General features: G+C 35.8%; 26 protein-coding genes. 12 read left to right on the forward strand and 14 right to left on the reverse strand.

What is annotated here, in order from left to right; translation table 11 throughout:
* Nucleotides 1–103 precede the first annotated feature (103 nt).
* The 6 genes from rplL to pgk all read right to left on the reverse strand — a co-directional run bounded on the left by rplL (nucleotide 104) and on the right by pgk (nucleotide 4,901).
* Entirely contained in the window at nucleotides 104–472 is a 369-nt protein-coding gene (gene rplL / locus H3U96_RS07870) for a 50S ribosomal protein L7/L12 (RefSeq protein WP_034901671.1), read from the reverse strand.
* 58 nt (nucleotides 473–530) lie between these two features.
* Nucleotides 531–1,028, reverse strand: coding sequence for a 50S ribosomal protein L10 (gene rplJ / locus H3U96_RS07875; protein WP_034901673.1), 498 nt, complete (start codon nucleotides 1,026–1,028; stop codon nucleotides 531–533).
* A 223-nt stretch (nucleotides 1,029–1,251) separates the two neighbouring features.
* Nucleotides 1,252–1,953, reverse strand: a complete 702-nt coding sequence (gene rplA / locus H3U96_RS07880) for a 50S ribosomal protein L1 (RefSeq protein WP_034901675.1) — start codon at nucleotides 1,951–1,953, stop codon at nucleotides 1,252–1,254.
* Nucleotides 1,954–1,956: 3 nt separating this feature from the next.
* Nucleotides 1,957–2,385, reverse strand: coding sequence for a 50S ribosomal protein L11 (gene rplK, locus H3U96_RS07885; RefSeq protein WP_034884321.1), 429 nt, complete (start codon nucleotides 2,383–2,385; stop codon nucleotides 1,957–1,959).
* Nucleotides 2,386–2,581: 196 nt separating this feature from the next.
* Nucleotides 2,582–3,661 (reverse strand): class II fructose-bisphosphate aldolase, encoded by a 1,080-nt coding sequence (gene fbaA / locus H3U96_RS07890; RefSeq protein ID WP_065578362.1) that lies wholly within the window; start codon nucleotides 3,659–3,661, stop codon nucleotides 2,582–2,584.
* A 76-nt stretch (nucleotides 3,662–3,737) separates the two neighbouring features.
* Complete coding sequence (pgk, locus tag H3U96_RS07895; protein ID WP_065578363.1) at nucleotides 3,738–4,901, reverse strand: phosphoglycerate kinase; 1,164 nt, start codon at nucleotides 4,899–4,901, stop codon at nucleotides 3,738–3,740.
* Between the two features lie 229 nt (nucleotides 4,902–5,130).
* On the opposite strand from pgk, the gene rpsT reads away from it, so the two are divergent.
* The 4 genes from rpsT to dtd all read left to right on the forward strand — a co-directional run bounded on the left by rpsT (nucleotide 5,131) and on the right by dtd (nucleotide 7,395).
* The gene (gene rpsT / locus H3U96_RS07900; protein WP_034901681.1) at nucleotides 5,131–5,394 is read left to right on the forward strand and encodes a 30S ribosomal protein S20; all 264 of its coding nucleotides are present in this window, start codon (nucleotides 5,131–5,133) and stop codon (nucleotides 5,392–5,394) included.
* Between the two features lie 117 nt (nucleotides 5,395–5,511).
* Entirely contained in the window at nucleotides 5,512–6,096 is a 585-nt protein-coding gene (locus H3U96_RS07905; RefSeq protein ID WP_086360324.1) for an SPOR domain-containing protein, read from the forward strand.
* 13 nt (nucleotides 6,097–6,109) lie between these two features.
* Nucleotides 6,110–6,952: a virulence factor BrkB family protein gene (locus H3U96_RS07910; protein WP_086360325.1), complete on the forward strand. Its 843-nt coding sequence runs from the start codon at nucleotides 6,110–6,112 to the stop codon at nucleotides 6,950–6,952.
* 8 nt (nucleotides 6,953–6,960) lie between these two features.
* Nucleotides 6,961–7,395, forward strand: a complete 435-nt coding sequence (gene dtd, locus H3U96_RS07915) for a D-aminoacyl-tRNA deacylase (protein ID WP_086360326.1) — start codon at nucleotides 6,961–6,963, stop codon at nucleotides 7,393–7,395.
* A 54-nt stretch (nucleotides 7,396–7,449) separates the two neighbouring features.
* Here the strand turns inward: dtd and H3U96_RS07920 are convergent, their stop codons facing one another.
* A complete protein-coding gene (locus tag H3U96_RS07920) occupies nucleotides 7,450–8,832 on the reverse strand; it encodes a histidine-type phosphatase (protein WP_198196223.1) in 1,383 nt (460 codons plus the stop codon).
* Between the two features lie 192 nt (nucleotides 8,833–9,024).
* Here H3U96_RS07920 and dauA point away from each other — a divergent pair, with 192 nt between their 5' ends.
* The gene (dauA, locus tag H3U96_RS07925) at nucleotides 9,025–10,698 is read left to right on the forward strand and encodes a C4-dicarboxylic acid transporter DauA (RefSeq protein WP_086360328.1); all 1,674 of its coding nucleotides are present in this window, start codon (nucleotides 9,025–9,027) and stop codon (nucleotides 10,696–10,698) included.
* 187 nt (nucleotides 10,699–10,885) lie between these two features.
* Nucleotides 10,886–11,431, forward strand: coding sequence for an HdeD family acid-resistance protein (locus H3U96_RS07930; protein ID WP_086360329.1), 546 nt, complete (start codon nucleotides 10,886–10,888; stop codon nucleotides 11,429–11,431).
* A gap of 90 nt (nucleotides 11,432–11,521) precedes the next feature.
* Here the strand turns inward: H3U96_RS07930 and rsgA are convergent, their stop codons facing one another.
* Nucleotides 11,522–12,547 (reverse strand): small ribosomal subunit biogenesis GTPase RsgA, encoded by a 1,026-nt coding sequence (gene rsgA, locus H3U96_RS07935; protein ID WP_198196260.1) that lies wholly within the window; start codon nucleotides 12,545–12,547, stop codon nucleotides 11,522–11,524.
* A gap of 80 nt (nucleotides 12,548–12,627) precedes the next feature.
* Between rsgA and orn the strand changes: the two genes are divergently transcribed.
* The 5 genes from orn to H3U96_RS07960 all read left to right on the forward strand — a co-directional run bounded on the left by orn (nucleotide 12,628) and on the right by H3U96_RS07960 (nucleotide 18,498).
* A complete protein-coding gene (gene orn, locus H3U96_RS07940) occupies nucleotides 12,628–13,194 on the forward strand; it encodes an oligoribonuclease (protein ID WP_198196225.1) in 567 nt (188 codons plus the stop codon).
* A gap of 2 nt (nucleotides 13,195–13,196) precedes the next feature.
* Entirely contained in the window at nucleotides 13,197–14,468 is a 1,272-nt protein-coding gene (waaA, locus tag H3U96_RS07945; protein WP_232347768.1) for a lipid IV(A) 3-deoxy-D-manno-octulosonic acid transferase, read from the forward strand.
* A gap of 9 nt (nucleotides 14,469–14,477) precedes the next feature.
* Nucleotides 14,478–15,455 carry a ferrochelatase gene (gene hemH, locus H3U96_RS07950; protein WP_198196227.1) on the forward strand — a complete coding sequence of 326 codons (978 nt, stop codon included), beginning with the start codon at nucleotides 14,478–14,480 and terminating at the stop codon, nucleotides 15,453–15,455.
* 155 nt (nucleotides 15,456–15,610) lie between these two features.
* Entirely contained in the window at nucleotides 15,611–16,942 is a 1,332-nt protein-coding gene (locus tag H3U96_RS07955; protein WP_198196230.1) for a CoA-disulfide reductase, read from the forward strand.
* Nucleotides 16,943–17,076: 134 nt separating this feature from the next.
* On the forward strand, nucleotides 17,077–18,498 hold the full coding sequence (locus H3U96_RS07960) for a cation:dicarboxylate symporter family transporter (RefSeq protein ID WP_198196232.1): 1,422 nt from the start codon (nucleotides 17,077–17,079) through the stop codon (nucleotides 18,496–18,498).
* Between the two features lie 89 nt (nucleotides 18,499–18,587).
* Here the strand turns inward: H3U96_RS07960 and galU are convergent, their stop codons facing one another.
* From galU to H3U96_RS07990, 6 genes are all read right to left on the reverse strand, one after another.
* Complete coding sequence (gene galU, locus H3U96_RS07965; protein WP_065651698.1) at nucleotides 18,588–19,502, reverse strand: UTP--glucose-1-phosphate uridylyltransferase GalU; 915 nt, start codon at nucleotides 19,500–19,502, stop codon at nucleotides 18,588–18,590.
* Between the two features lie 22 nt (nucleotides 19,503–19,524).
* Nucleotides 19,525–20,019, reverse strand: a complete 495-nt coding sequence (locus H3U96_RS07970) for a DUF2569 domain-containing protein (RefSeq protein ID WP_034901705.1) — start codon at nucleotides 20,017–20,019, stop codon at nucleotides 19,525–19,527.
* A gap of 10 nt (nucleotides 20,020–20,029) precedes the next feature.
* Nucleotides 20,030–20,479 (reverse strand): hypothetical protein, encoded by a 450-nt coding sequence (locus H3U96_RS07975; protein ID WP_198196234.1) that lies wholly within the window; start codon nucleotides 20,477–20,479, stop codon nucleotides 20,030–20,032.
* Between the two features lie 105 nt (nucleotides 20,480–20,584).
* Nucleotides 20,585–20,734 carry an entericidin A/B family lipoprotein gene (locus H3U96_RS07980; protein ID WP_065578372.1) on the reverse strand — a complete coding sequence of 50 codons (150 nt, stop codon included), beginning with the start codon at nucleotides 20,732–20,734 and terminating at the stop codon, nucleotides 20,585–20,587.
* A gap of 24 nt (nucleotides 20,735–20,758) precedes the next feature.
* Entirely contained in the window at nucleotides 20,759–21,955 is a 1,197-nt protein-coding gene (locus H3U96_RS07985) for an amino acid aminotransferase (RefSeq protein ID WP_086360335.1), read from the reverse strand.
* 265 nt (nucleotides 21,956–22,220) lie between these two features.
* A complete protein-coding gene (locus H3U96_RS07990; protein WP_086320882.1) occupies nucleotides 22,221–22,604 on the reverse strand; it encodes a RidA family protein in 384 nt (127 codons plus the stop codon).
* 146 nt (nucleotides 22,605–22,750) lie between these two features.
* Here H3U96_RS07990 and ffh point away from each other — a divergent pair, with 146 nt between their 5' ends.
* On the forward strand, nucleotides 22,751–24,118 hold the full coding sequence (gene ffh, locus H3U96_RS07995; RefSeq protein WP_034901714.1) for a signal recognition particle protein: 1,368 nt from the start codon (nucleotides 22,751–22,753) through the stop codon (nucleotides 24,116–24,118).
* The last annotated feature ends 10 nt before the right edge of the window (nucleotides 24,119–24,128 follow it).

A 24,128-nucleotide genomic window follows, 5' to 3' on the forward strand; every position in this document is an offset into this window, starting at 1 on the left:
TTACTTATTATTGATAATCTTCAAATAAAATTCTTTGACTTATTACAGCGCAAAAAGGCTGGAGGTATAAAACCCCCAGCCAGTTAGCTTGTTATCGATAAACTTACTTAAGTTCGACAACTGCACCAGATTCTTCAAGTGCCTTTTTAAGTTCATCTGCGTCAGCTTTACTAACACCTTCTTTAACAGTTGCTGGAGCTGATTCAACAAGGTCTTTAGCTTCTTTTAAGCCTAAACCAGTTGCACCACGAACTGCTTTGATAACAGCTACTTTGTTAGCGCCAACATCTTTTAAGATTACATCAAATTCAGATTTTTCTTCTGCTGCTTCAGCTGGACCCGCTGCAGCAACTGCTACAGCTGCTGCTGCAGAAACGCCAAATTTTTCTTCCATCATAGATACAAGTTCAACAACATCCATTACAGACATTTCAGCAACTGCATCTAAAATTTGTTCTTTAGTGATAGACATAATATAGTTTCCCAAATTTACATTTTTTTAATTAATAAAATTCACAATCATACTGCTATTAAGCAGCTTGTTTTTGATCGCGAACCGCTGCAAGAGTACGAACCAATTTGCCAGCTGCGGCTTCTTTCATGGTTGACATCAAGCGAGCTAATGCTTCTTCATAAGTAGGTAATGTTGCTAAGCGATCAATGTTCGCTGCAGTAATCAACTCACCTTCAAAGGCTGCGGCTTTAATCTCAAAATTATCATTTTCTTTTGCAAACGCTTTAAAAATACGCGCTGCAGCACCTGGGTGCTCATTTGAAAACGCAATTAGAGTTGGACCAACAAACGTATCTTTTAAGCACTCGTATTGAGTTCCCTCAACAACACGGCGTAATAAGGTGTTACGAACAACACGCATATAAACACCAGCTTCACGAGCAGATTTACGTAATGCAGTCATTTTTTCTACAGTTACGCCACGAGAATCAGCAACAACTGCAGATAGCGCACCTTTGGCTATTTCATTAACTTCAGCAACAATTTCTTGTTTATTTTGAAGATTTAGTGCCATTGGTATTGCTCCTGGATTAAACTAGGCAAAGCCTAGAATTACTTTAACTAACTACAAATGTAGCTAGCACAATCACGATGAGCAGAATTCCTGTATTATATCTTATCAGGTTCTGTCACCGTCTACGTAGGAAAATTAAGTAATTAAATATCAATTACACCTACGGTCTTGGACGGGGTCTGGTTAAGGCCAGACACCAACCGATTCTTTGTTTAATTGTTAATTAAACAGATGCATTTAAAGTTGCTTGATCGATAGCAACACCAGCGCCCATTGTAGTAGAAAGACTAACTTTCTTCACAAATACACCTTTTGAAGATGCTGGTTTTGCACGTTTTAAAGCAACAAGTAATGCTTCTAAATTCTCTTTAAGTTTATCTGCATCAAAATCAGCTTTACCGATAGTAGTATGGATAATACCATTTTTATCATTACGGTAACGGATTTGACCTGCTTTAGCATTTTTAACCGCTTCAGCAACGTTAGGTGTTACAGTACCAACTTTAGGGTTTGGCATTAAGCCACGAGGTCCTAAAATTTGACCTAATTGACCAACAACACGCATTGCGTCTGGAGATGCGATAACTACGTCAAAGTTCATTTCGCCTTTCTTGATTTGATCTGCTAGATCATCCATACCAACTAATTCAGCACCAGCTTCTTTAGCAGCATCAGCGTTTGCACCTTGAGTAAATACAGCAACACGAACACTACGTCCTGTACCATGTGGAAGAACGATAGCGCCACGTACATTCTGATCTGATTTACGTGAGTCGATACCTAAATTAACAGCAACATCAACGCTTTCAGTGAATTTAGCTGTAGCAAGTTCTTTCAATAAAGCGACTGCTTCATTGATATCATATAGTTTAGTTGCGTTTACTTTTTCGCGGATAAGTTTAGCTTTCTTAGATAATTTAGCCATGAATTAACCCTCCACTTCCAAGCCCATTGAACGTGCAGTTCCTTCGATAGAACGCATCATCGTTTCAATGGTTGCACCATTCATATCAGCAGCTTTTAATTCAGCGATTTCGCGAATTTGAGCGCTAGTTACTTTACCGACTTTTTTCTTATTCGGTTCACCAGAACCAGACTTGATTTTAGCCGCTTTCTTTAATAATACTGCAGCAGGAGGAGTCTTAGTTACAAAAGTGAATGAACGGTCAGAATATACAGTAATAACTACAGGAATAGGTAAACCTTTTTCCATGCTTTCTGTTTTAGCGTTAAATGCTTTACAGAATTCCATAATATTCACACCGTGTTGACCAAGTGCTGGACCAACTGGTGGACTAGGATTTGCTGCACCAGCTGCAACTTGCAACTTGATGTAGGCTTGTACTTTTTTTGCCATTTTAGTTTCCTTTTCTCGGGTGCAAACGCTTCTATTAATAATAGCTATTAATAAATAGACAGCTCCCCTAAGTTAAATGAGGGCGAAATTATCCTATAACTAATACAAAAATGCAACATTTATTTGTTGAAGGATAAAACAAAAGCAGAGTTTATTGCTCTGCTTCTTTATATACAATAAAAAATATTAGAAAATTTTACAGTACGTCAATAGCGTTAAGTTCTTTAAATGCAAGTTCTAAACGAGCAACTAAAGATTCTTGTCCTTTACGTAACCATACACGTGGATCGTAATATTTTTTATTCGGCGCATCAACACCTTCAGGGTTACCTAATTGACCTTGAAGATAAGCTTCGTTTGCTTTGTAGTAATCTAAAATACCAGCCCAGTTTGCCCATTGAGTATCAGTATCGATATTCATTTTAACAACACCATAGCTAACTGCTTCAGCAATTTCTTCTTGTGTTGAACCTGAACCACCATGGAAAACGAAGTTTAATGATTTAGCTGGTAAATTGAATTTCTCAGATACATATTTTTGAGAATTATCTAAAATTTTTGGCGTTAATTTCACGTTACCTGGTTTGTAAACACCGTGAACATTACCGAATGATGCAGCAATAGTAAAACGTGGGCTAATTTCGCTTAAACGTTCATAAGCATAAGCAACATCTTCTGGTTGTGTATACAATGCAGAACTATCCATATGACTATTATCTACGCCGTCTTCTTCACCACCAGTACAACCTAATTCTAACTCTAATGTCATTTTCATCGCAGACATACGAGCAAGATATTGACAACAGATATCAATATTATCTTTTAATGTTTCTTCGGAAAGATCGATCATATGAGAAGAGAATAAAGGTTTACCTGTTTTAGCAAAGTGAGCTTCACCAGCGTCAAGTAATCCATCAACCCATGGAAGAAGTTTTTTAGCACAGTGGTCAGTATGAAGAATAACTGGCACACCATATTTTTCGGCCATTAGGTGAACATGTTTAGCACCTGAAACCGCACCTAAAACAGCAGCTTCTTGTCCATCTAATTTTAAGCCTTTACCAGCGATAAATTGAGCACCGCCATTAGAAAATTGAACAATTACAGCTGAACCAACTTTAGCTGCAGTTTCAATTACTGCGTTAATTGTATTTGTATCAACACAGTTAACAGCAGGTAAAGCAAAATTATTCTCACGCGCGATTTGAAAAACTTTTTGTACATCATCACCAGTAACAACACCAGGTTTAACGACATCAGAAATCTTTGTAGCCATTTTAATTCCTATAGATTTATTTATATAAAAAGTAAAGGATGAGTAATTGGCTCATCCTTCTTATCAAAATAGAATATTAAGCTTTTGCTCTCTCTTCTAACATTGCAACAGCTGGTAGTTTTTTACCTTCAACAAACTCAAGGAATGCACCACCACCAGTAGAAATATAAGAAATTTTATCTTCAATACCAAATAGGTCAATTGCAGCTAATGTATCACCACCACCAGCGATTGAGAATCCTTGGCTATCAGCAATTGCTTTAGCAACAATTTCAGTACCACGACGGAAATTAGGGAACTCAAACACACCGACAGGGCCATTCCATAAAATGGTTTTTGCTTTTTTGATAATATCAGCTAACGCTTCTGCTGACTCATCACCTAAATCAAGGATTTGTTCATTTTCTTTCACATCTTTAACTGATTTTTCAGTTGCCGTTGCTGTTTCGCTAAATTCTGTTGCTACACGAACGTCAGTTGGAACTGGAATATGACAATTAGCCATTAATTTTTTCGCTTCAGGAATTAAATCAGCTTCATAAAGTGATTTACCTACATTATAGCCTTCAGCTGCGATAAAGGTATTAGCGATACCACCACCAACAATAATTTGATCAGCGATTTTTGATAAAGAATCAAGAACTGTTAATTTAGTTGATACTTTAGAACCAGCAACAATCGCAACCATCGGACGGGCTGGATTATCAAGTGCTTTACCTAATGCATCAAGTTCAGCTGCCAATAATGGACCTGCACAAGCAACTGGCGCAAACTTACCAGCACCGTGAGTTGAAGCTTGAGCACGGTGAGCGGTACCAAACGCATCCATTACATAAATGTCGCAAAGAGCCGCATATTTTTTCGATAAAGTTTCATCATCTTTACCTTCACCGACGTTAAAACGTACGTTTTCAAGAACGACAAGTTCACCTTCGTTAACATCAACACCATCAAGGTAATCTTTAACTAAACGAACAGGGAAAGAAACATGTTCTTTTAAGTAATCAACCACAGGTTGTAAAGAGAACTCTGGGTTATATTCGCCTTCAGTTGGTCGGCCAATATGAGAAGTAACCATTACTTTAGCACCTTTTTTAATGGCTTCTTCAATAGTAGGTAATGATGCTTTGATTCGCGCATCTGAAGTAACCTTACCATTTTTAACAGGCACATTAAGATCTGAGCGAATAAATAAACGTTTCCCTTTTAGATCAAGATCTTGCATTCTAATGATAGACATGAGACTTCCTCTTATAAATATAAAAACAATAAAATTTTTGCTATTCTAACATAAAATTTCTAATTAGGTTACAATCAATATCGGTTATATAGTAAACATTACTCGAAATTTGTGCTTTGTACTTTTTATAGTAAATTTTTTTATGTAACAGCATTGACAATGGAAAGAAAATCAGGCATATTTCCCCGCCTTATTAATATGTATTTTTATTTAAACTTGGGAGTTGACTTTGGCTAATATCAAATCAGCTAAAAAGCGTGCGGTTCAATCCGAAAAACGTCGTAAACATAATGCTAGTAACCGTTCAATGATGCGTACTTATGTTAAAAAAGTTTACGCAGCTGTTGCAGCTGGTGATAAACAAACAGCTGAAGTAGCATTCAAAGACATGCAAGCAGTTGTTGACCGTCAAGCGGCTCGTGGTCTAATCCACAGAAACAAAGCTGCACGTCATAAAGCGAATTTAATTAAACAGATTAAAGCACTAGCTTAATGTTCTAATCTGTTGACAATAGAGTTAAAGAAAATTGAAAAAAAGTGGTGTAAGCCACTTTTTTTATTTATATACTGTTATTTCAATTTATATGAATGAAAGAAAAGAGAGCATATTGTGGTTCAACGTGATTATGTAAGAAAAAAGGGCCAATCAAAATCAAAAGCTAAAAAGAATAAGTCACGAATATTACCATCGTTAATGATAGTTCTTGCAGTTATCATTATTGTTTTGTTTTCTGCTATTTTATATTTACTATCAACAAATCACCCAGAAAAACCTATTGAGCGACCAAAAGTAAAAACTGAGTCGCCGGTAGCAACTTTACCTGAACAACCACAAGAACGTTGGACCTATCTTAAAGAATTAGAAACACCGAATGCGAGTAGTGATACTAATTCCACTGCAAGTGAAAGGCAACAAATATTAGATAGTTTTATCAATAATTCTTCTACAACACCAACTACATCAACCAATACTGAAAATAATAAATGGTTACTACAGTGCGGTGCATTTAAAGAAAAAACAAATGCAGACACATTAAAAGCATCTCTAGCTATGACCGGTATTAGTGGTAATATAACCTCCAGTCAACAGTTATATCGAGTTACTGTTGGCCCATATACAAATAAAACTGATGCACAAAAAATATTAAACACATTAAAAGGTAATGGGATCAATAATTGCATTCTTTCTAACTAAATGAAGGTATATTATGAATATACTTAAGCATATGCAGTCATTTTTAGTAATGTTGTGGGCTCGAATAAATCATGATAGATTAACTACTTCAGCAGCAGAACTAGCTTACACAACTATACTTGCATTAGTCCCCCTGATAACGGTAATTTTTGCATTACTCTCAGCCTTTCCTATGTTTGACGAGGTGAGTCAATCATTAAAGCAACTCATTTATAGTAATCTCGTTCCAACTGCTAGTGATACTATCCAAAATTATCTTGAGCAATTTATCGCCAATACCAGAAAAATGACCTTGGTCGGAATTATCGGCTTAATAGTGACATCACTATTACTTATTAACTCTATTAATAATGCACTTAATCGTATCTGGCGAACTAAGCGGAAACGTTCGTTCATGTATAACTTAACTATGTATTGGACTATTTTGACTTTAGGTCCTATTTTAGTTGGTTCAAGTGTTGCTGTAAGCTCTTATATATTTTCACTAAAATGGTTATCCGATGCAGCCAGCGGTGATGTACTACTAAGTACCTTACCATTTATCATATCGGTTGTTGGATTCTGGTTGCTTTATAGCATTATTCCTACCGAATCAATACCGTTTAAAGAAGCGGCAATTGGTGCTTTAGTTGCCGCAATATTATTTGAAATTGGTAAACGTGCTTTTGCGCTGTATGTTACTTCTTTCCCAACTTATCAACTAATTTATGGCGTAGTTTCTTCAATTCCTATTATGTTGGTTTGGATCTATTGCTCGTGGTGTATAGTGCTATTTGGCGCTGAGTTTGCAGCCACCCTAACTGACTTTAATAAACAAAGAAAAGTACTGTTAAAGTACTCACCTAAACTGGAGTAGTATCAATTATGATTGCCCTAATTCAACGTGTAAAACAAGCATCAGTTTCTGTTGATAATCAAATTATTGGTCAAATAGATCAGGGATTACTTGTTTTACTTGGTATTGAGCAAGGTGATAATGAGCAAAAAGCGATACGTTTGCGGGAAAAAGTACTTGGTTATCGTATCTTCAGTGATGATGATGGCAAGATGAACCTCAATGTTCAGCAAATAAATGGCAAACTATTGGTTGTTTCTCAGTTTACACTAGCCGCTGATACTCAAAAAGGTATGCGTCCAAGTTTTACAAAAGGGGCTTCGCCAGATATGGCCAATGAGCTTTACCAATTTTTTGTCCAACAGTGCCAACAGCATATTGAAACACAAACAGGGCAATTTGCAGCCGATATGCAAGTATCACTGATTAATGACGGCCCAGTAACATTTTGGCTACAAGTTTAACTATGCGGTCTTAAAGGAAAGATATTCTAAATTTTTTAAGTAAATATAACTCATTTATTTGATTTTATTTAGCCATTTTAATACTACTTCTTGGTTGGTAAGGCCCCAATTATTTAATTTATTTTCATAGAACTGCTTCAATTCGTCCCATTTGTAGTAAGGATAATTGTTGGTTTTTAAAGGTAAATGGACTTCTCGCTCATTTAACATTACTTTAACTAATATAGGCTGATCAGCTTGTTCACTTCTATAAAATATCCATTGAATATTTGCTGCCATTGGAATAATTTTATCGGCTTGCCAAACGGAAGGATAATCAGTTACTGGATTAGCTACCATATTGGTACCTTCAATTTCCATCAATGTTGCTAATGGTGATACAGTTTCGGCATGAGCAAATCGCAAATTGGCATCAATATCCTTATTAGCTATCGCACTATCAGCTGTTTTTAACATATCTAATAATAGTGGTGCAGCAATCTTAATTTGGATGCCATTACTATCAAAAGCAGGACCAATTTGTAAATAATTTTTTGCTGTGACGACAGTGTTAAACCATAATAGCTGATCTTGTGTGAAGTAACCGCTAAAATCAAGATGATTATCAGCTAATACTAGTGGTGAAAAGGATAATAATTCTTGATAAAGCTGATAAACAGAAAGCACAAAATTTTGCGTTTTAACTAAAGAATTTTCTGATAGCGAGATACCATTATTTAATTGATGAATAAAATCAGATGTGAAGATCAAACTTGCGATATTTTCACTCATCTCTACTGATTTAGTATCATTTTCTAAAGATTTTAGTGTATTTTTAATTATTCTATTTTTCTTATATTTAGCATAAGCAGGCGAATATTCAAAAAAACGTAACAACGTTTGCTGATCTTCTAGTTGTTGATTAACGTTTAGCTTGGAATATTTGGTTTTGAATGTATTAATAAAGATTTCAGCCGTTTCTTTAGCCCGTGGAGAGGTTGATGAAATAACCGCTATTTTTTGACCTTTAAACACTGTTGGATTATTCTTTAACATCCGTTGACTAATTAAACTTATATCTTTTCGCCCAAGATCACTAAGTTCACCATAATGATCTTTATTAAGTTCTCTAATAGTAGTAATTTGCGTTAATAATAATTTCCCTTTTTCAGTTAATTGATTATTTTTTTCCGCCAATACCAAAATTTTATAAGCAATATCTTCATATTTAGCTTTGCTGATATAACGGGAACCATGACGACCAATATGATCAATATAAAACGCTTGATAACCACTAGGAGCAGGAGTAAGAGATTGTCTTGCATCATATTGATATGCAGTCTTTGAACCAGAAATCATCATTCCAGAAAAACTCAATGGCGTAAAAAGCGTAAGCATAATGGTTAATATCTGATTTGCTGGTTGAGTAATAGAAAAATTTTTTTTTATAAAAGACATAATTACCCCTATCTATAATTAATAATATAAGAGCAAAATAACAGGCCAATACTTATAAGCTTATTTTATCTCATTAATAACATTATTTAACTGAAAATAATGCAATTATTTTAATAACACTCTTTTAATTTTTGAAAAAAGGATTATCTTATTATGTATTTTTTCCAACTCATTTAATTGATTTAAAACATAATGAAATTATATGGCCTTTCTGGTACTAAAATTAGTAGTGCATTTATTTCGGCATGCATTAACACCCCTTATAATACGACTCGTTTTCTTAAAGATTTGATTGCTGGAATAACTGTTGGCATTATTGCTATTCCGCTTGCTATGGCGTTAGCTATAGCAAGTGGTGTTGCACCTCAACATGGCTTATATACTGCGATTATCGCTGGTTTCGTGATAGCACTGACAGGTGGTTCTCGTTTTAGTGTTTCCGGCCCAACAGCAGCTTTTGTGGTAATTTTATATCCGGTTTCGATACAATTTGGTTTATCAGGTCTATTAATTGCTACCTTACTTTCAGGCATATTTTTAATATTAATGGGCATAATTAGGTTAGGCCGCTTAATAGAATATATTCCTCTACCTGTGGTATTAGGTTTTACCTCTGGTATTGCAATAACAATTGCAACAATGCAAATTAAAGACTTTTTTGGTTTAACACTGGAACATATGCCGGAAAACTACATCAATAAAGTTATTGAACTAGTGAAGACGTTGCCAACGATTAATATCGCCGATACATCAGTAGGATTAATAACACTTATTGTGCTAATTGTTTGGCCAAAATTTCGAATGAAAATTTCTGGCCATTTACCAGCATTAGTCGCAGGTATATTAATAATGCTAATCTTCAATCAATTTGGCTATCAAATAGAAACAATTGGTTCACGATTCACGTATACATTGGCAGATAATACTACTGGTCATGGTATTCCGCCAGTTTTACCAGAATTTATCTTACCATGGGAACATGCTGGTTTTACTTGGGATTGGACAACATTCAGTGCATTAATTCCAATCTCAATCACTATGGCAATGTTATGTGCTATTGAATCACTACTTTGTGCCGTAGTTTTAGATGAAATGACACATACTAAACATCATTCGAATAGTGAATTGATTGGCCAAGGTCTAGGTAATATTATCGCCCCATTTTTTGGTGGAATTTCAGCAACAGCCGCTATTGCACGTTCAGCAGCAAATGTAAAAGCTGGAGCGACTTCACCCATTGCTGCGGTATTGCATGCGTTAATTGTTTTATTGGCACTCATCTGTTTTGCGCCACTATTATCCTTTATTCCATTATCAGCAATGGCAGCATTATTATTAATTGTTGCATGGAATATGAGTGCCGTACAGCGAGTTATTTATATCATTAAACGCGCACCTAAAGATGATATTATAATCATGCTTATTTGCATGTCACTGACTGTATTATTCGATATGGTTATTGCTATAACAATTGGTATTGTATTAGCTTCTATCTTATTTATGCGTCGTATTGCAAGAATGACTCGTTTAGTCGAATTAAATCAAGGAAATGAGAAAACATTAGTACTGCGTATTAGTGGTCCATTGTTCTTTGCCGCTGCTGAGCGTACCTTTTTAGAGTTATACCAAAAAATTAATGGTTATCAAAACATTGTTCTACAGTGGGATGCAGTACCTATTCTTGATGCTGGTGGCTTAAATGCGCTTATTCACTTCATTGATGAATTACCTGCGAAGGTGGAGCTCTCAATTTGTGAATTACAATTTCAACCATTAAAAACTTTAGCCCGAGCAAAAATTGTACCAATTCCAAACAAATTAATGTTTTATTCAACTTTAGATGAAGCACTGAAAGATAAAATTTAAGTGCGAAATTCGTTTTATTATATTGGTTAAATATTATACTTAGTGAAAATATAGTCTCTGATTTTCACTAAGTATTTTGTATCACCTATATACCCTGCCCTTTTTTAAAATAATATAAGTAAAAGTTAACCTTGCAAGATAGTATTTGTTTAATTCTTTACATTAACAACAAAAATAGGAAATTAATATGACAACTAATGAAAACACTATTCAATATGTTAAACATAAAGCGAATTGGTTTATTGTAATTGGTGTGATTTTGATTGTTCTCGGTTGCTTGGCATTGGGTTATCAATTCATAGCTACCGTTTTTTCTGTTTATTTTATTGGTTCATTGCTGTTAATCGCCGGCATCATCCAAGTTGTACACGCATTTAATATCAAAGGTTTGGGCCAAACTGCCTTATGGGCAATCATGGGGATTTTATATATCTTTATTGGTGGGATGGCTTTTTTCCAACCGATTGCCGTTTCATCAGCACTAACTTTACTGATTTCATTATTATTGACTATTAGTGGATTTAGCCAAATTTTTGCTGCGATGAGTAATCGCAATATCCCTCGTTGGGGATGGGTAGTCTTTTCGGGAATTATTAACATCATTTTAGGGCTAATGCTAATTGCTGGTTGGCCATATGATAGTGTTTGGGTATTAGGAATGTTTTTAGGTATCGATCTAGTTTTCCAAGGTTTTGCCTATATTGCTATTGGTTTCGCATTAAAAAATCACTAAATAGCGATAGTTTATCTTATTGCTCACAACACAACTTGTGAGCAATATTCGGCAACATATCAAAAATAAAAATCTGTTAATTATCAATGGCTATTTATAACTCTTATTGGTTTTCGCTTTAACCTCACGCATTGATTGCAAAATTCGATGATAATTATCTAATCTTGATGGTGCGATTACTCCTTCTGATACCGCTTTTTGCAATAGACACCCTGGTGTATCTAAGTGATTGCAATCCCTAAATTGGCAACCACCTAAATAATCATCAAATTCGACAAAACCGGCAATAACTTCCTCAGGTTCTAAATGCCATAAACCAAACTCCCGAATTCCCGGCGAATCAATAATATCACCGCCATTAGGTAAATGGTAAAGCCGAGTTGAAGTTGTGGTATGTTGGCCAAGCCCCGATATTTCAGACACTTCACCAGTTAGCGTAGCTTGGTCATGAGGTAATAGCAAATTGATAATACTCGATTTACCCACACCAGATTGGCCAACCAATATAGATATTTTGTCATCCAGTACCTTTTGTAAAGGTTCTATACCCTGCTGTGATTGGCAAGAGACATATAAAACTTGATAACCAATTTTGCTGTAAATAAGAAACTGTTGTTCAATCTCTTGTTTTTTTTGTTCATCAAGCAAATCAATTTTATTTAATACGATAATTGGGGTAATTTTAGTCGCTTCACATGCAACTAAATAACGATCGATGATATTAAATGATAATTCAGGTAATACCGCAGAAATAATAACAATTTGATCGACATTGGCGGCAACAGGTTTAACGCCATCATAAAAATCAGGTCGTACTAACTCGGAATGACGAGGATGCACGGCTTCTATAATACCATTAGTATTCGGTTCTAAACTTTCACGCCACAATACTTTATCGCCGGTCACTAATGATGGTAAAGTACGACGAATACTACATCGGTAGATTTTGCCAGCATTATCTTCAACATCCGCTGATTTGCCAAAGCGACTCACTACCACGCCATCACGAGGCGCAGAAAAATTAGCCAGATTGTCATCTAACTTAGTTTCTAAACGCTGTTGATGCTTAGCGGCCATACGCCTTTTTTGATTTTTTGAGAGTTGATTTTTCGCCACAGTAACTAATTTTTTGCTCAAACAGTTTGGTACTTATGCTACACTACTCGGCATTAAAAAGAAAATTAATACCGCAAATTATGACTACACAATCAAATATAAACAGTAATAATCTTATCTGGATTGACCTTGAAATGACAGGTCTTGATCCAAATAGCGATCGGATTATCGAAATCGCTACCATCGTAACTGATTCTAATTTAAATATCCTCGCTGAAGGCCCAGTCATTGCTATCCATCAATCAGATGAACAACTTGCGCTTATGGATGATTGGAATCAAAGAACGCATGGCAAATCCGGATTAATTGATCGTGTGCGTCAAAGTACCATTTGCGAACAACAAGCTGAACAACAAACCATTGAATTTTTAAAACAATGGGTGCCAGAAAACAGTTCACCAATCTGTGGTAATACCATTGGTCAAGATCGCCGTTTTCTATTTAATTACATGCCAAATTTAGAAAAATATTTTCATTATCGTTATCTAGATGTTAGTACGATTAAAGAATTAGCCAGACGCTGGAAACCAGAAATATTAAAAGATATCAGTAAACAGAGTTCTCACCAAGCTTTAGATGATATTCGCGACTCTATCGCCGAATTAATTTATTACCGACAACATTTTTTTAATCTTACTAATGAATGATCATGAGTATTATATATACGATTTTACTTTATCTAATTCAGCCACTAGTCTGGCTGAGATTACTTTGGCGCAGCCGTAAAGCGCCAGATTATCGTAAACGCTGGTTGGAACGTTATGGATTTTGCAAAAATAAAGTCAAATCAGGTGGAATTTTAGTACATGCGGTTTCTGTCGGCGAAACGTTAGCCGCAATTCCATTGATTAAAGCGCTGCAAAGCGAATATCCACAGTTACCGATTACGGTGACGACCATGACCCCCACTGGCTCTAAACAAGTTAAATCAATACTCAAAGAGAGTGTTAGTCATGTCTACTTGCCTTATGATCTGCCTTGTGCAATACATCGCTTTCTAAAAACAGTTCAGCCCAAATTAGTCATAATTATGGAAACAGAGCTTTGGCCAAACTTAATTAGCCAATGTGATAGCAAAAAAATTCCATTGATCATTGCTAATGCCCGCTTATCTGAACGTTCAGCCAAAAGATACCATAAACTAGGACATGCTATTAGTAAACTATTAGCTAAAATCAGCACTGTTGCCGCCCAAAATAGACAAGACGGTGATAGATTTATCTCATTGGGTCTACCGGCAGATCATTTAGCGGTAACGGGTAGTATTAAGTTTGATATTGAACTCACGGCTAAGCAACAACAGAATCTTGCGCAGTTAAAACAGCAATGGCAATTACATCGACCAGTACTAATCGCTGCCAGCACGCATTCAGGCGAAGATGAAATCATTTTATCAGCATTTCAACAGCTTCTTAAAAATCATGGCAACTTATTACTTATTTTAGTCCCTCGTCACCCTGAACGTTTTAAAACCGTTGAAAAGCTAATTACCGATAATGGCTTGAATTATATTACACGCAGTAGCAAACAACCCCCTACAGATCAGACACAAGTGATTTTGGGTGATACCATGGGAGAATTACTGGAACTTTATGGTTTGGCTAATATTGCTTTTGTTGGCGGTAGTTTAATTGAGCATGGCGGACATAACCCACTGGAACCGGCTCTACACCATATTCCAATTATTAGCGGTACACATTTTTTTAACTTTAAAGTTATTGGTGAACAGTTAATTGAGGCTAATGGCATGCTGGTATGTGATAGTTCTGCTGATTCGCTCTATTCCACCATTAACAGCTTATTAAATGATGAAAGTCGTTGTCAGCAAATTGGCGAAAATGCCTATCAAATTTTAAAAAATAACCAAGGCGCGCTAAACCGCCTTCTTGAGGTTATCCATCACTATCTTGAAAAATCATAAGGATGGCTTGTGAATAAAAAACAGGGGTTATTGCTAGTTAATTTAGGCACACCAAGTGCCGTAACACCAATGGCGATTCGTTGTTACTTGACCGAGTTTTTACTCGATCGCCATGTTGTCGACCTGCCTGCTTTTATTTGGTATCCAATTTTAAAATACCTAGTACTGCCTAAACGTGTCCCCTATATCATCAACCATTATCAAAAGATATGGATAGAGGGTGAATCACCATTACTCCATTACAGTAAACGCTTGATCAATCAATTACAACCCGCATTACCTGACATGCAATGCGAATTAGCCATGACCTATGGGGAACCGAACTTACTGTCGGCACTAAATAATTTAAAATCATGTGAAAAAGTCACTTTATTACCGTTATTTCCGCAATATTCGACCACCACAACTCAAGCGGTATTAGCTAAAGTAAAGCAACTTATTGCTGACAATAATATCAAAATTAACCTTAGCTATATTCGTGATTATGCCGACCACCCAAGTTATATTGATGCACTTTATTGGCAAGTTCAGCAAGCGTTTTCAGCCCAAGGGCAACCGGATGTATTGCTCCTTTCCTATCATGGTATTCCTGAACGCTATATTGATAACCGCCAAGACGACTATGTGCAAAGATGCCAGTTAACCGCTAAATTGTTGACAAACAAATGCCAAGAAAATGGCATCAACTTACCCATAAAAATGGCTTATCAATCAAAATTTGGTAAAGGGAAATGGGTTGAACCCAACACCAGCGATATATTAGCAAACTTGGCTAAAACCGGTACTGAACATGTGCAGGTTATCTGTCCAGGTTTTTCGGCAGATTGTATTGAAACTATTTATGAAATTGACGAACAAAATCGAGAAATATTCTTAAATGCTGGCGGTAAACAGTTTTATTATATCCCAGCCCTAAACGATACACCATTACAGGTTAAATTAATCAAAAATATAGTTGAAAAAACCCCTTTCCTCAAAAAATTTTAACTGATTAAGATTTATTTTTAACAAAAATCAAATCTTATCGGCACAACTTTAAATTGATTAATATTAAAGCTAAATAACCAACTAATCTAACTAGTGTGATTAACCTGTGTTAGGATGATAATTAAAAATTATTTGCGCTCAAAGGAGAATACTCGATGAAAATAATCATCATTGGCGCTCAAGCTGCTGGTGCAAGTGCCGCGGCTAAAGCCAGAAGAAAGGATCCCAATGCGACAATTCGCATCTATGAAAAATCAGATATTGTTTCATTTGGTGCTTGTGGATTACCTTACTTTATTGGCAATCATTTTCAAGATGAAAACGAAATGATATCCAGAACACCAAATCAATTTGCAAAAGATGGGATTGAAATCAAAACGTTACATGAAGTTATCGCTATTGATGCAAAATTAAAAAAAATTACAGTCAAAGATCTTAACACCAATAACTGTTTTGATGATGATTATGACAAATTACTTATTGCGGTTGGAGCAGCACCAATAATTCCACCTTTAGAAAATCACCAACTGGAAAATATTTTCACTTTGCGTGATATATATGATGGTCTGGCAATAAAAAATGCCTTAACGAATCCACAAAATACCAATGTTGTAGTCATTGGTGCTGGCTACATAGGGCTTGAAGTAACTGAATCTTTAGTGGCATTAAACAAAAATGTAAAATTAATTCAATTAGATGAAAGAGTATTGGTCGACGCCTTCGATCCGGAACTTACCGAGATAATTGAAGAAAACCTAAAACAACATTGTGATTTACACCTACAAGAACGAGTACAAGGTTTTGAAGGTGTACAAAAAGTTACCCATGTTATTACCGATAAAGCTAAATATGCGGCGGATATTGTCATTATAGCTACAGGGGTAAAACCTAATAGCAAAGTATATAAAGATTTAGAGCTTGAAACACTTAGCAATGGCGCTATTGTCATTGATAGTTATGGCAAAACTAATATTGCTGATATTTATGCCGCGGGCGACTGTGTCGCACTATATCATCGAGTTAGTCAATCAATGACTTATATACCATTAGCTACTGGCGCCAACAAACTCGGTAAGGTGGTTGGTGACAATTTAGCTGGTGGAAATAACCAATTTCCAGGTACTCTTGGTACATCAGCATTAAAAGTGTTTGATATTGAAGCTGGCCGAACAGGACTCACCGAACAGCAAGCTATCAAAGCAGGTATCCCCTACAAAACAGTGATAGTTAAAGATAAAAATCATAGTAACTATGTTGCAGGGCAAACTGGCATCATCGCTAAACTCATTTATCACGCCGAAACTCGTATTTTATTAGGTGGACAAATAGCAGGAGGGAATGGCGCTGCACTAAGAACCAATAGTTTAGCCACAGCCATTTGGGCAAATATGAAAATTGATGAATTAGCGATGATGGACTTTTTATATGCGCCACCTTTTTCAAGACCGTGGGATATTTTAAATATCGCCGGAGGTATCGCTAAATAGAGTTTAAGCATAATAAATATTTGCTTAGTTATTAACATTCAGAATGGGCAGTTGGGTTAATTTAAATGGTTAATCCAACCCAAAAACAGATTATTCAAAATTAATTTAATTTTATCCAAACGCTGGGGGTAAACATGTCAGATGCCATATTTCAGGGCACTTTTTTCGAAAAGTTCTTATCTATCACTCATTATCAAACCTTAATCGGCATTGGCTTATTACTGCTTTGCTTTTTCGCTATCATGCGGCCACTACAAACAAAAAAAGTTAATTTTTCCATTCGAATGTTAGTCGGATTGATACTTGGTGCCGTTCTTGGTTTAGGTATCCAAGCCGTAGCCGGTTTTCCTACTGACTCAACAGTTTGGATGCAAGAAACCGCAACATGGTATGGTTTATTCGGCCGAGCCTTTATCGCTTTTATACGCATGCTGGTTATCCCACTCATTTTCGTCTCAATTGTAAAAGTGATTATTGATTTTTCTGGTAAAGAAAATTTACCACAAATCGCATTTAGAGGTATTTTTTGGCTACTGTTCACTACAGCAATTGCCTGTATTATCGGGATTATCTTAGCTAATGTATTATCATTAGGTGAACTAAGTTCAACCTCAACCAAAACTGCGGTTGCCAAACAATACACTAATATTATTGATACATTTGTCAATCTTATTCCAAGTAATATTATTGCTTCTATGGTAAAAGAGAATATCGTAGGTTTAGTTATCTTTTCGGCATTAATGGGGCTTGCCGCTAACCGCATGGAAAAAAAGAATCCACAACCTATAGCTCTTTTTAAAACTTTTATTGAAGCGCTTTATAAAATCATCATGTCAATTGCCATGACGGTCATCAAATATATGCCTTATGCGGTAATTGCCTTACTTGCTCGTACCATTATTTCAAATGGCATACCTGCAATTATTGAAGTTTCAAGCTTTGTATTAGCGATTTACCTTGCAACCATATTAATGCTTGCAGTACATATCGTGATTGTGATGGTGCATGGAGTTTCACCAATCATATTTATTAAAAAAGCGCTTGGTACATGGTTACTAGCTTTTACCAGCCGTTCATCAGTTGGTACATTACCTATGACAATATCAACATTGACCGTCAGAATGGGGGTAAATAGCGGTACTGCTAATCTGGTAGGATCATTAGGCAGTACAATGGGAATGAACGGTTGTGCTGGATTTTTCCCTGCGCTGCTTGCCGTAATGGTAGCCCATATGGTAGGCATTAATACTGATATCCAATTTTATATTATGCTAGTGATTGTGGTGGTTATTGGTTCGATTGGTATCGCTGGTATTCCCGGTACCGCAACTGTTGCAGCAACAGTCGTGCTATCAGGTATGGGGATGGCAGAATACTTCCCTTTAATCGGCATGGTGCTAGCCGTCGATCCAATTATTGATATGGCGAGAACTTTAGCTAACGTATCTGGAGCAATGACCGCAGCAATAGCAACGGATCACGAGGTTGGATTAATGAATATGGATATCTACAACGATCCTAACGTGACCTTGGATAATGAACAGTCAGAAGTTTAATGATAAAAAATACACTTCCGATGAATTCTAAACAAATAGCAAAAGACGCCGATTGGCGTCTTTTTTATATCAGTTGATTAGGCAAAAAATTAAATCGTTTTTAACCACGCTTTAACATCATCACCTAAGCTTTTATGACGCATTGCATATTGAACAAAAGTTTGGACATAACCTAATTTATTTCCACAATCATGGCTTCGGCCTTTAATGCAATATGCATCAACAGGATCTTCTGCAAGTAACATCGCAATTGCGTCAGTTAATTGAATTTCACCACCAGCACCTAATGGTGTTTTGGCTAATAAAGGCCAAATTTTTTCAGACAACACATAACGGCCTACCACAGATTGGTTAGATGGCGCATCTTCAATTGACGGTTTTTCAACTACACTATACATTTGTGTTACATTACCAGCTGATAGCTCCTCACCACGGCAGTCAACAATACCATAAGATGAAACAAGATCTTTCGGAACTGGCTCAACCATGATTTGGCTATGCTTAGTATCATGATAATTATGAATCATCGCCGCTAAATTATCTTGAGTAAGATCACTATCATACTCATCAATAATTACATCAGGTAATACAACAGCAAAAGGTTCATCACCAACTAAGGGATAAGCACAAAGCACCGCATGACCAAGCCCTTTAGCTAAACCTTGGCGAACACTTGTGATAGTGACATGTTTTGGTAGTATTCCTTGCACTTCTTGCAAGAGTTGACGTTTAACTCGGGCTTCTAACATGGCTTCAAGCTCGAAGCTGGTATCAAAATGGTTTTCAATCGAATTTTTAGACGAATGTGTAACAAAAATAATTTCAGTTATTCCTGCTGCAATACACTCTTTGACTACATATTGAATAAGTGGTTTATCAACCACGGGTAACATCTCTTTAGGAATCGCTTTGGTTGCAGGTAACATCCTTGTACCAAGACCAGCAACAGGGATAACCGCTTTTTTTACTTTTCCGTTTAAAGATGGTTCTAAATTTAATGACATTTTAATTCCTTAAAAAAATAAATTAACTAATAACATTGTTATAATTTTCCTCTCTACGATGTCCATTAACAAACGTGTTATAAACTCGCTTTGAATTAAGCATATAGGAAATGCAAATAATGCTCAAAATAATGTTTTTGGCTATATGAAACAAATCACGGCTTTCAATTTTAAATGAGGTAAATTGATGAGTAATAAACTGATCTAAAAGCATAAATACAATAACTAACAGTTCAAAACAAATCATCAAAGATGGAAATTTATAATTTTTAGTGAAAAAGAGATAAAGTAAGTAGATATTAAAAAAGATAATAATCAAATTCATACCGATTTCTAATGGATAAATCCAATTAAGATTTTCAATATAAAAAATAGAATTAGTAAGATTAGCCAATTTTATAAAGGTAATACTACTAAAAAGAATCAAAAATAAACTAGTGATACAACTCAAAAATAATCTTATCGCAACAACAATGAGCCAACCACCTAATCCTTTGAGAGTTAAGTTATCAGACATACAAATATCCTTAATTTAAAATAGATAAATCCTCAGATTGAATTAATGAAGGATTATCCCTGTCTTTAGCTAAAGAATCAATGGAAATATAGATAATCTGACAGTTTTCTAATACCGCTTCTTTGACCACAAATTTTGCCTTACGATCACGAGCTTCTTTCTGTTTAACACTGATATACAAATCGTCATAACCATCATCATACATTGATGCTCGTTCAAATATATTAGGACTCCGCCAAAATGTCTCTTTTGGATAATCGCGCTCAAAAGTTTGACCGGTTAATTTGCCTTTTAAACCAACATAAATTATTGGTAAATGATTACTCGCTCGACTTTGTGAGAGATAAATATGGGGATATTCTGTAAGATTGGGTTCAAGCTGGTTTAGCTTAAATTCAATACCAGAACGATTTTGATACTGGCAATTTTCCATTGTTAAAGGTGCAGTTCGAAAATTCAACGAACCACACCCTACAAGTAAAAATATAAAGAAAATATTAAAAATACGATACATCATTATTTATTGTTTACTTATAAAATATTTATAAGTAACTCCAGCTACTATTTACATCTTTTCACTAACATTTTCAGCAGTATTAGTAATTGCTTTACCGCCAGATTGAACATCTTTACCGACACCTTTAAACGTGTTACAACCAACTACCATTGTTGTCATCGCAATACTTACCATTAAAATAAATACTTTACGTAACATGTGATTCTCCTCTAGTTAGTCACATTATGATTTTATTGTGGCAAATGCTTCTGCTACACGATGTATATTATGGTGATTTAATCCCGCCACACACATTCTTCCGCTGCCCACCAAATAAACGGCGAAATCATCTTTTAGCTGTGTGACTTGCTCTTTAGAAAAACCTGTATAACTAAACATACCTCTTTGTTTAACTAAATAATCAAAATTTTGTGTCGGTACGGCTGTTTTTAATAAATCGACTAGCGTTGAACGCATGGTTACAATACGGTTGCGCATGGTTTGAACTTCATTAAACCATAAAGCTTTAAGTTCCGTATTATTTAATACATATGAGACCAGTTGCGCACCATACGCAGCTGGACTGGAATAATTTCGACGAACGGTTGCTTGTAATTGGCCAAACACTCGGTTGGCCGCTTGGTTATCATCACATAATACGGATAATCCACCTACCCGTTCTCCATACAGTGAAAACGTTTTGGAAAAAGAATTACTAATCAAACCACATAATCCTTTCTCAGCGACTTTTTTGATTGCATAACTATCGCTTTCGATACTTTCACCAAAACCTTGATAAGCAATATCCATAAATGGGATAAGATCACGATTTTGTAAAACTTCAATCACTTTATCCCACTGCTGCTGTGTTAAATCGACGCCAGTAGGATTATGACAACAAGGATGTAATAGCACGATACTTTTAGCCGGCAAGCTATTTAATGTATCTAGCATAGCGTCAAATTTTACACCACAAGTTGCTGGGTCAAAATAAGGATATTTATTTACTTTAAAGCCTGCACCACTAAAAATAGCAATATGATTTTCCCAAGTTGGATCACTAACCCATACTTGAGAATTAGGAAAATAGTGATAAAGAAAATCAGCACCAACTTTAAGGGCTCCTGATCCACCTAGCGTTTGAATAGTCGCAATTCTTTTAGTTAGAATAGCAGGATTATCTTCACCAAAAAGCAGTGATTGAATTGCTTGGCAATAACTAGGTAAACCACTCATTGGTAAATAAAGTTGTGCACCTTGTTGATGTTGATAAATATAATCACGAGCCGTTTTAATACATGATAATTGTGGAACATGACTGTTTTCATCATAATAATAACCAATACTCAAATTAGTCTTATCTTGACGATTGTCATTATTAAATTCTGCGACTAATGACAAAATTGGATCACCAGCATACGACTCTACTTTTTCAAACATTTTTCCTACCTAATTAACCAATAAATAGCAATGTATAATTGTAGATTATTGCACCAACTTAATTGGCAATCAATCACAAAATAACAGTTTAAATATAAATAATTTTAGGCAAATAAAATCGACTGTTTAACAGTCTGATTCAGATAGAAAAACGTCATAATTGGTGACAAAAAATAGGGATATTTAGCAAAAAAAGCCACAAAAAAACCTTTCCTCAACTTTTTTGCTTCATTAGCACCTATTGGTGCTAATCACTTTGGCAAACTTATTTAACAGCAATAACTTCTATTTCAACTTTAGCATCTTTCGGAATTCGAGCTACTTGCACACAAGAACGCGCTGGAAAGCTTGCTTGATTTTCGGTAAAAAATGCTTCATAGACACTATTAACATCAGCAAAATCATTCATATCAGCTAAAAAAATAGTTGTTTTAACGATATTTTTAACTTGATAACCCGCCTCAGTAACAATTGCTTTAACATTAGCTAAACTTTGCTTAGCTTGTTCTTTCACACAAGTTGGTATCTCACCAGTTGCTGGATTAATTGGGATTTGACCTGATGCAAATAACATATTGCCCAAATCAATACCTTGCACATAAGGACCAATAGCTGCAGGGGCTTTATCGGTATTAACTACTTTCGCCATAGATAAATTTCTCCTTTTATTTATTATGACTCTCATTTCAACAGGAACACAATTTTGTGTCAAGTTATAACAAATTTATGAGCATGGGACTTCTGCAAATTTTCTGATATGATAGGTGATAATTTTTTCATTTGTTGAGAGTTAGTATGTTTGAGAATTTAACTGATCGTTTATCGCAGACATTCCGCAATATTAGTGGTCGTGGGCGTCTGTCTGAAGATAATATCAAAGATGCACTACGTGATGTCCGAATGGCATTACTTGAAGCTGATGTTGCCCTACCTGTAGTACGAGAATTTATTAATCAAGTTAAACAAAAAGCCGTCGGTTTAGACGTGAATAAAACGCTAACCCCAGGCCAAGAATTTATTAAAATCGTTCAAGCTGAACTTACTGCAGCAATGGGTGAAGTTAATAGTTCACTTAACTTAGCTACTCAGCCTCCAGCGGTAATGCTAATGGCTGGTTTACAAGGTGCAGGTAAAACAACTAGCGTTGCAAAACTAGCAAAATTCTTAAAAGAAAAACAAAAAAAGAAAGTATTAGTTGTTTCTGCCGATGTCTATCGACCCGCAGCGATAAAACAATTAGAAACACTTGCTAAAGCAATTGATGTCGAGTTCTTCCCATCAGATATAAAACAAAAACCGGTTGATATTGTTAATAAAGCAATTTCACATGCGAAATTACAATTTTTTGATGTACTGATTGTCGATACGGCTGGTCGATTACATGTTGATAGCGACATGATGGATGAAATCAAAGCACTACATGATGCAATCAATCCAATTGAAACGCTATTTGTTGTCGATGCAATGACCGGGCAAGATGCTGCCAATACAGCTAAAGCATTTAACGATGCCTTACCACTAACCGGTGTCATTTTAACTAAAGTTGATGGTGATGCTCGTGGTGGTGCGGCATTATCCATCCGCCATATCACTGGCAAACCAATTAAGTTTTTAGGGATGGGGGAAAAAACGGATGCATTAGAGCCTTTTTACCCTGACCGCATTGCTTCGCGCATTTTAGGCATGGGAGATGTTCTCTCTTTAATTGAAGAATTACAGAGTAATGTTGATCGTGAAAAAGCGGAAAAAATCGCTAAAAAGTTAAAAAAAGGCGATAAATTTGACTTCAATGATTTCCAAGATCAGCTTAAACAGATGCGTAATATGGGCGGAATGGGAGCCATGCTGGCTAAATTACCGGGGGTAGGTCAGCTACCGGATCATATTAAAGCGCAAATGGATGACAAAATCACCATCAAAATGGAAGCAATAATTGGTTCTATGACATTAAAAGAGCGAGCGAATCCGGAAATCATCAAAGGATCACGCAAACGCCGTATTGCAAATGGATCAGGAACACAAGTACAAGATGTCAACAAACTACTTAAACAGTTTGAAGATATGCAAAAAATGATGAAAAAAATGAAAGGTGGCGGCATGATGAAGATGATGCGTCAAATGAAAGGTTTAATGGGCGGAGGCATGGGTTTCCCACCGAGATAACGTTTTACTT

The sequence above is a fragment of the Gilliamella sp. M0364 genome, assembly GCF_016100565.1.
Lineage (GTDB): Bacteria > Pseudomonadota > Gammaproteobacteria > Enterobacterales > Orbaceae > Gilliamella > Gilliamella apis.

Excerpts from the sequence above, each read along its gene's own strand:
- rplL (WP_034901671.1), bottom strand. The coding sequence starts at position 472 with ATGTCTATCACTAAAGAACAAATTTTAGATGCAGTTGCTGAAATGTCT.
- rplJ (WP_034901673.1), bottom strand. The coding sequence starts at position 1,028 with ATGGCACTAAATCTTCAAAATAAACAAGAAATTGTTGCTGAAGTTAAT.
- rplA (WP_034901675.1), bottom strand. The coding sequence starts at position 1,953 with ATGGCTAAATTATCTAAGAAAGCTAAACTTATCCGCGAAAAAGTAAAC.
- rplK (WP_034884321.1), bottom strand. The coding sequence starts at position 2,385 with ATGGCAAAAAAAGTACAAGCCTACATCAAGTTGCAAGTTGCAGCTGGT.
- fbaA (WP_065578362.1), bottom strand. The coding sequence starts at position 3,661 with ATGGCTACAAAGATTTCTGATGTCGTTAAACCTGGTGTTGTTACTGGT.
- pgk (WP_065578363.1), bottom strand. The coding sequence starts at position 4,901 with ATGTCTATCATTAGAATGCAAGATCTTGATCTAAAAGGGAAACGTTTA.
- H3U96_RS07910 (WP_086360325.1), top strand. The coding sequence starts at position 6,110 with ATGAATATACTTAAGCATATGCAGTCATTTTTAGTAATGTTGTGGGCT.
- dtd (WP_086360326.1), top strand. The coding sequence starts at position 6,961 with ATGATTGCCCTAATTCAACGTGTAAAACAAGCATCAGTTTCTGTTGAT.
- H3U96_RS07920 (WP_198196223.1), bottom strand. The coding sequence starts at position 8,832 with ATGTCTTTTATAAAAAAAAATTTTTCTATTACTCAACCAGCAAATCAG.
- dauA (WP_086360328.1), top strand. The coding sequence starts at position 9,025 with ATGAAATTATATGGCCTTTCTGGTACTAAAATTAGTAGTGCATTTATT.
- H3U96_RS07930 (WP_086360329.1), top strand. The coding sequence starts at position 10,886 with ATGACAACTAATGAAAACACTATTCAATATGTTAAACATAAAGCGAAT.
- orn (WP_198196225.1), top strand. The coding sequence starts at position 12,628 with ATGACTACACAATCAAATATAAACAGTAATAATCTTATCTGGATTGAC.
- waaA (WP_232347768.1), top strand. The coding sequence starts at position 13,197 with ATGAGTATTATATATACGATTTTACTTTATCTAATTCAGCCACTAGTC.
- H3U96_RS07955 (WP_198196230.1), top strand. The coding sequence starts at position 15,611 with ATGAAAATAATCATCATTGGCGCTCAAGCTGCTGGTGCAAGTGCCGCG.
- H3U96_RS07960 (WP_198196232.1), top strand. The coding sequence starts at position 17,077 with ATGTCAGATGCCATATTTCAGGGCACTTTTTTCGAAAAGTTCTTATCT.
- galU (WP_065651698.1), bottom strand. The coding sequence starts at position 19,502 with ATGTCATTAAATTTAGAACCATCTTTAAACGGAAAAGTAAAAAAAGCG.
- H3U96_RS07970 (WP_034901705.1), bottom strand. The coding sequence starts at position 20,019 with ATGTCTGATAACTTAACTCTCAAAGGATTAGGTGGTTGGCTCATTGTT.
- H3U96_RS07980 (WP_065578372.1), bottom strand. The coding sequence starts at position 20,734 with ATGTTACGTAAAGTATTTATTTTAATGGTAAGTATTGCGATGACAACA.
- H3U96_RS07985 (WP_086360335.1), bottom strand. The coding sequence starts at position 21,955 with ATGTTTGAAAAAGTAGAGTCGTATGCTGGTGATCCAATTTTGTCATTA.
- H3U96_RS07990 (WP_086320882.1), bottom strand. The coding sequence starts at position 22,604 with ATGGCGAAAGTAGTTAATACCGATAAAGCCCCTGCAGCTATTGGTCCT.
- ffh (WP_034901714.1), top strand. The coding sequence starts at position 22,751 with ATGTTTGAGAATTTAACTGATCGTTTATCGCAGACATTCCGCAATATT.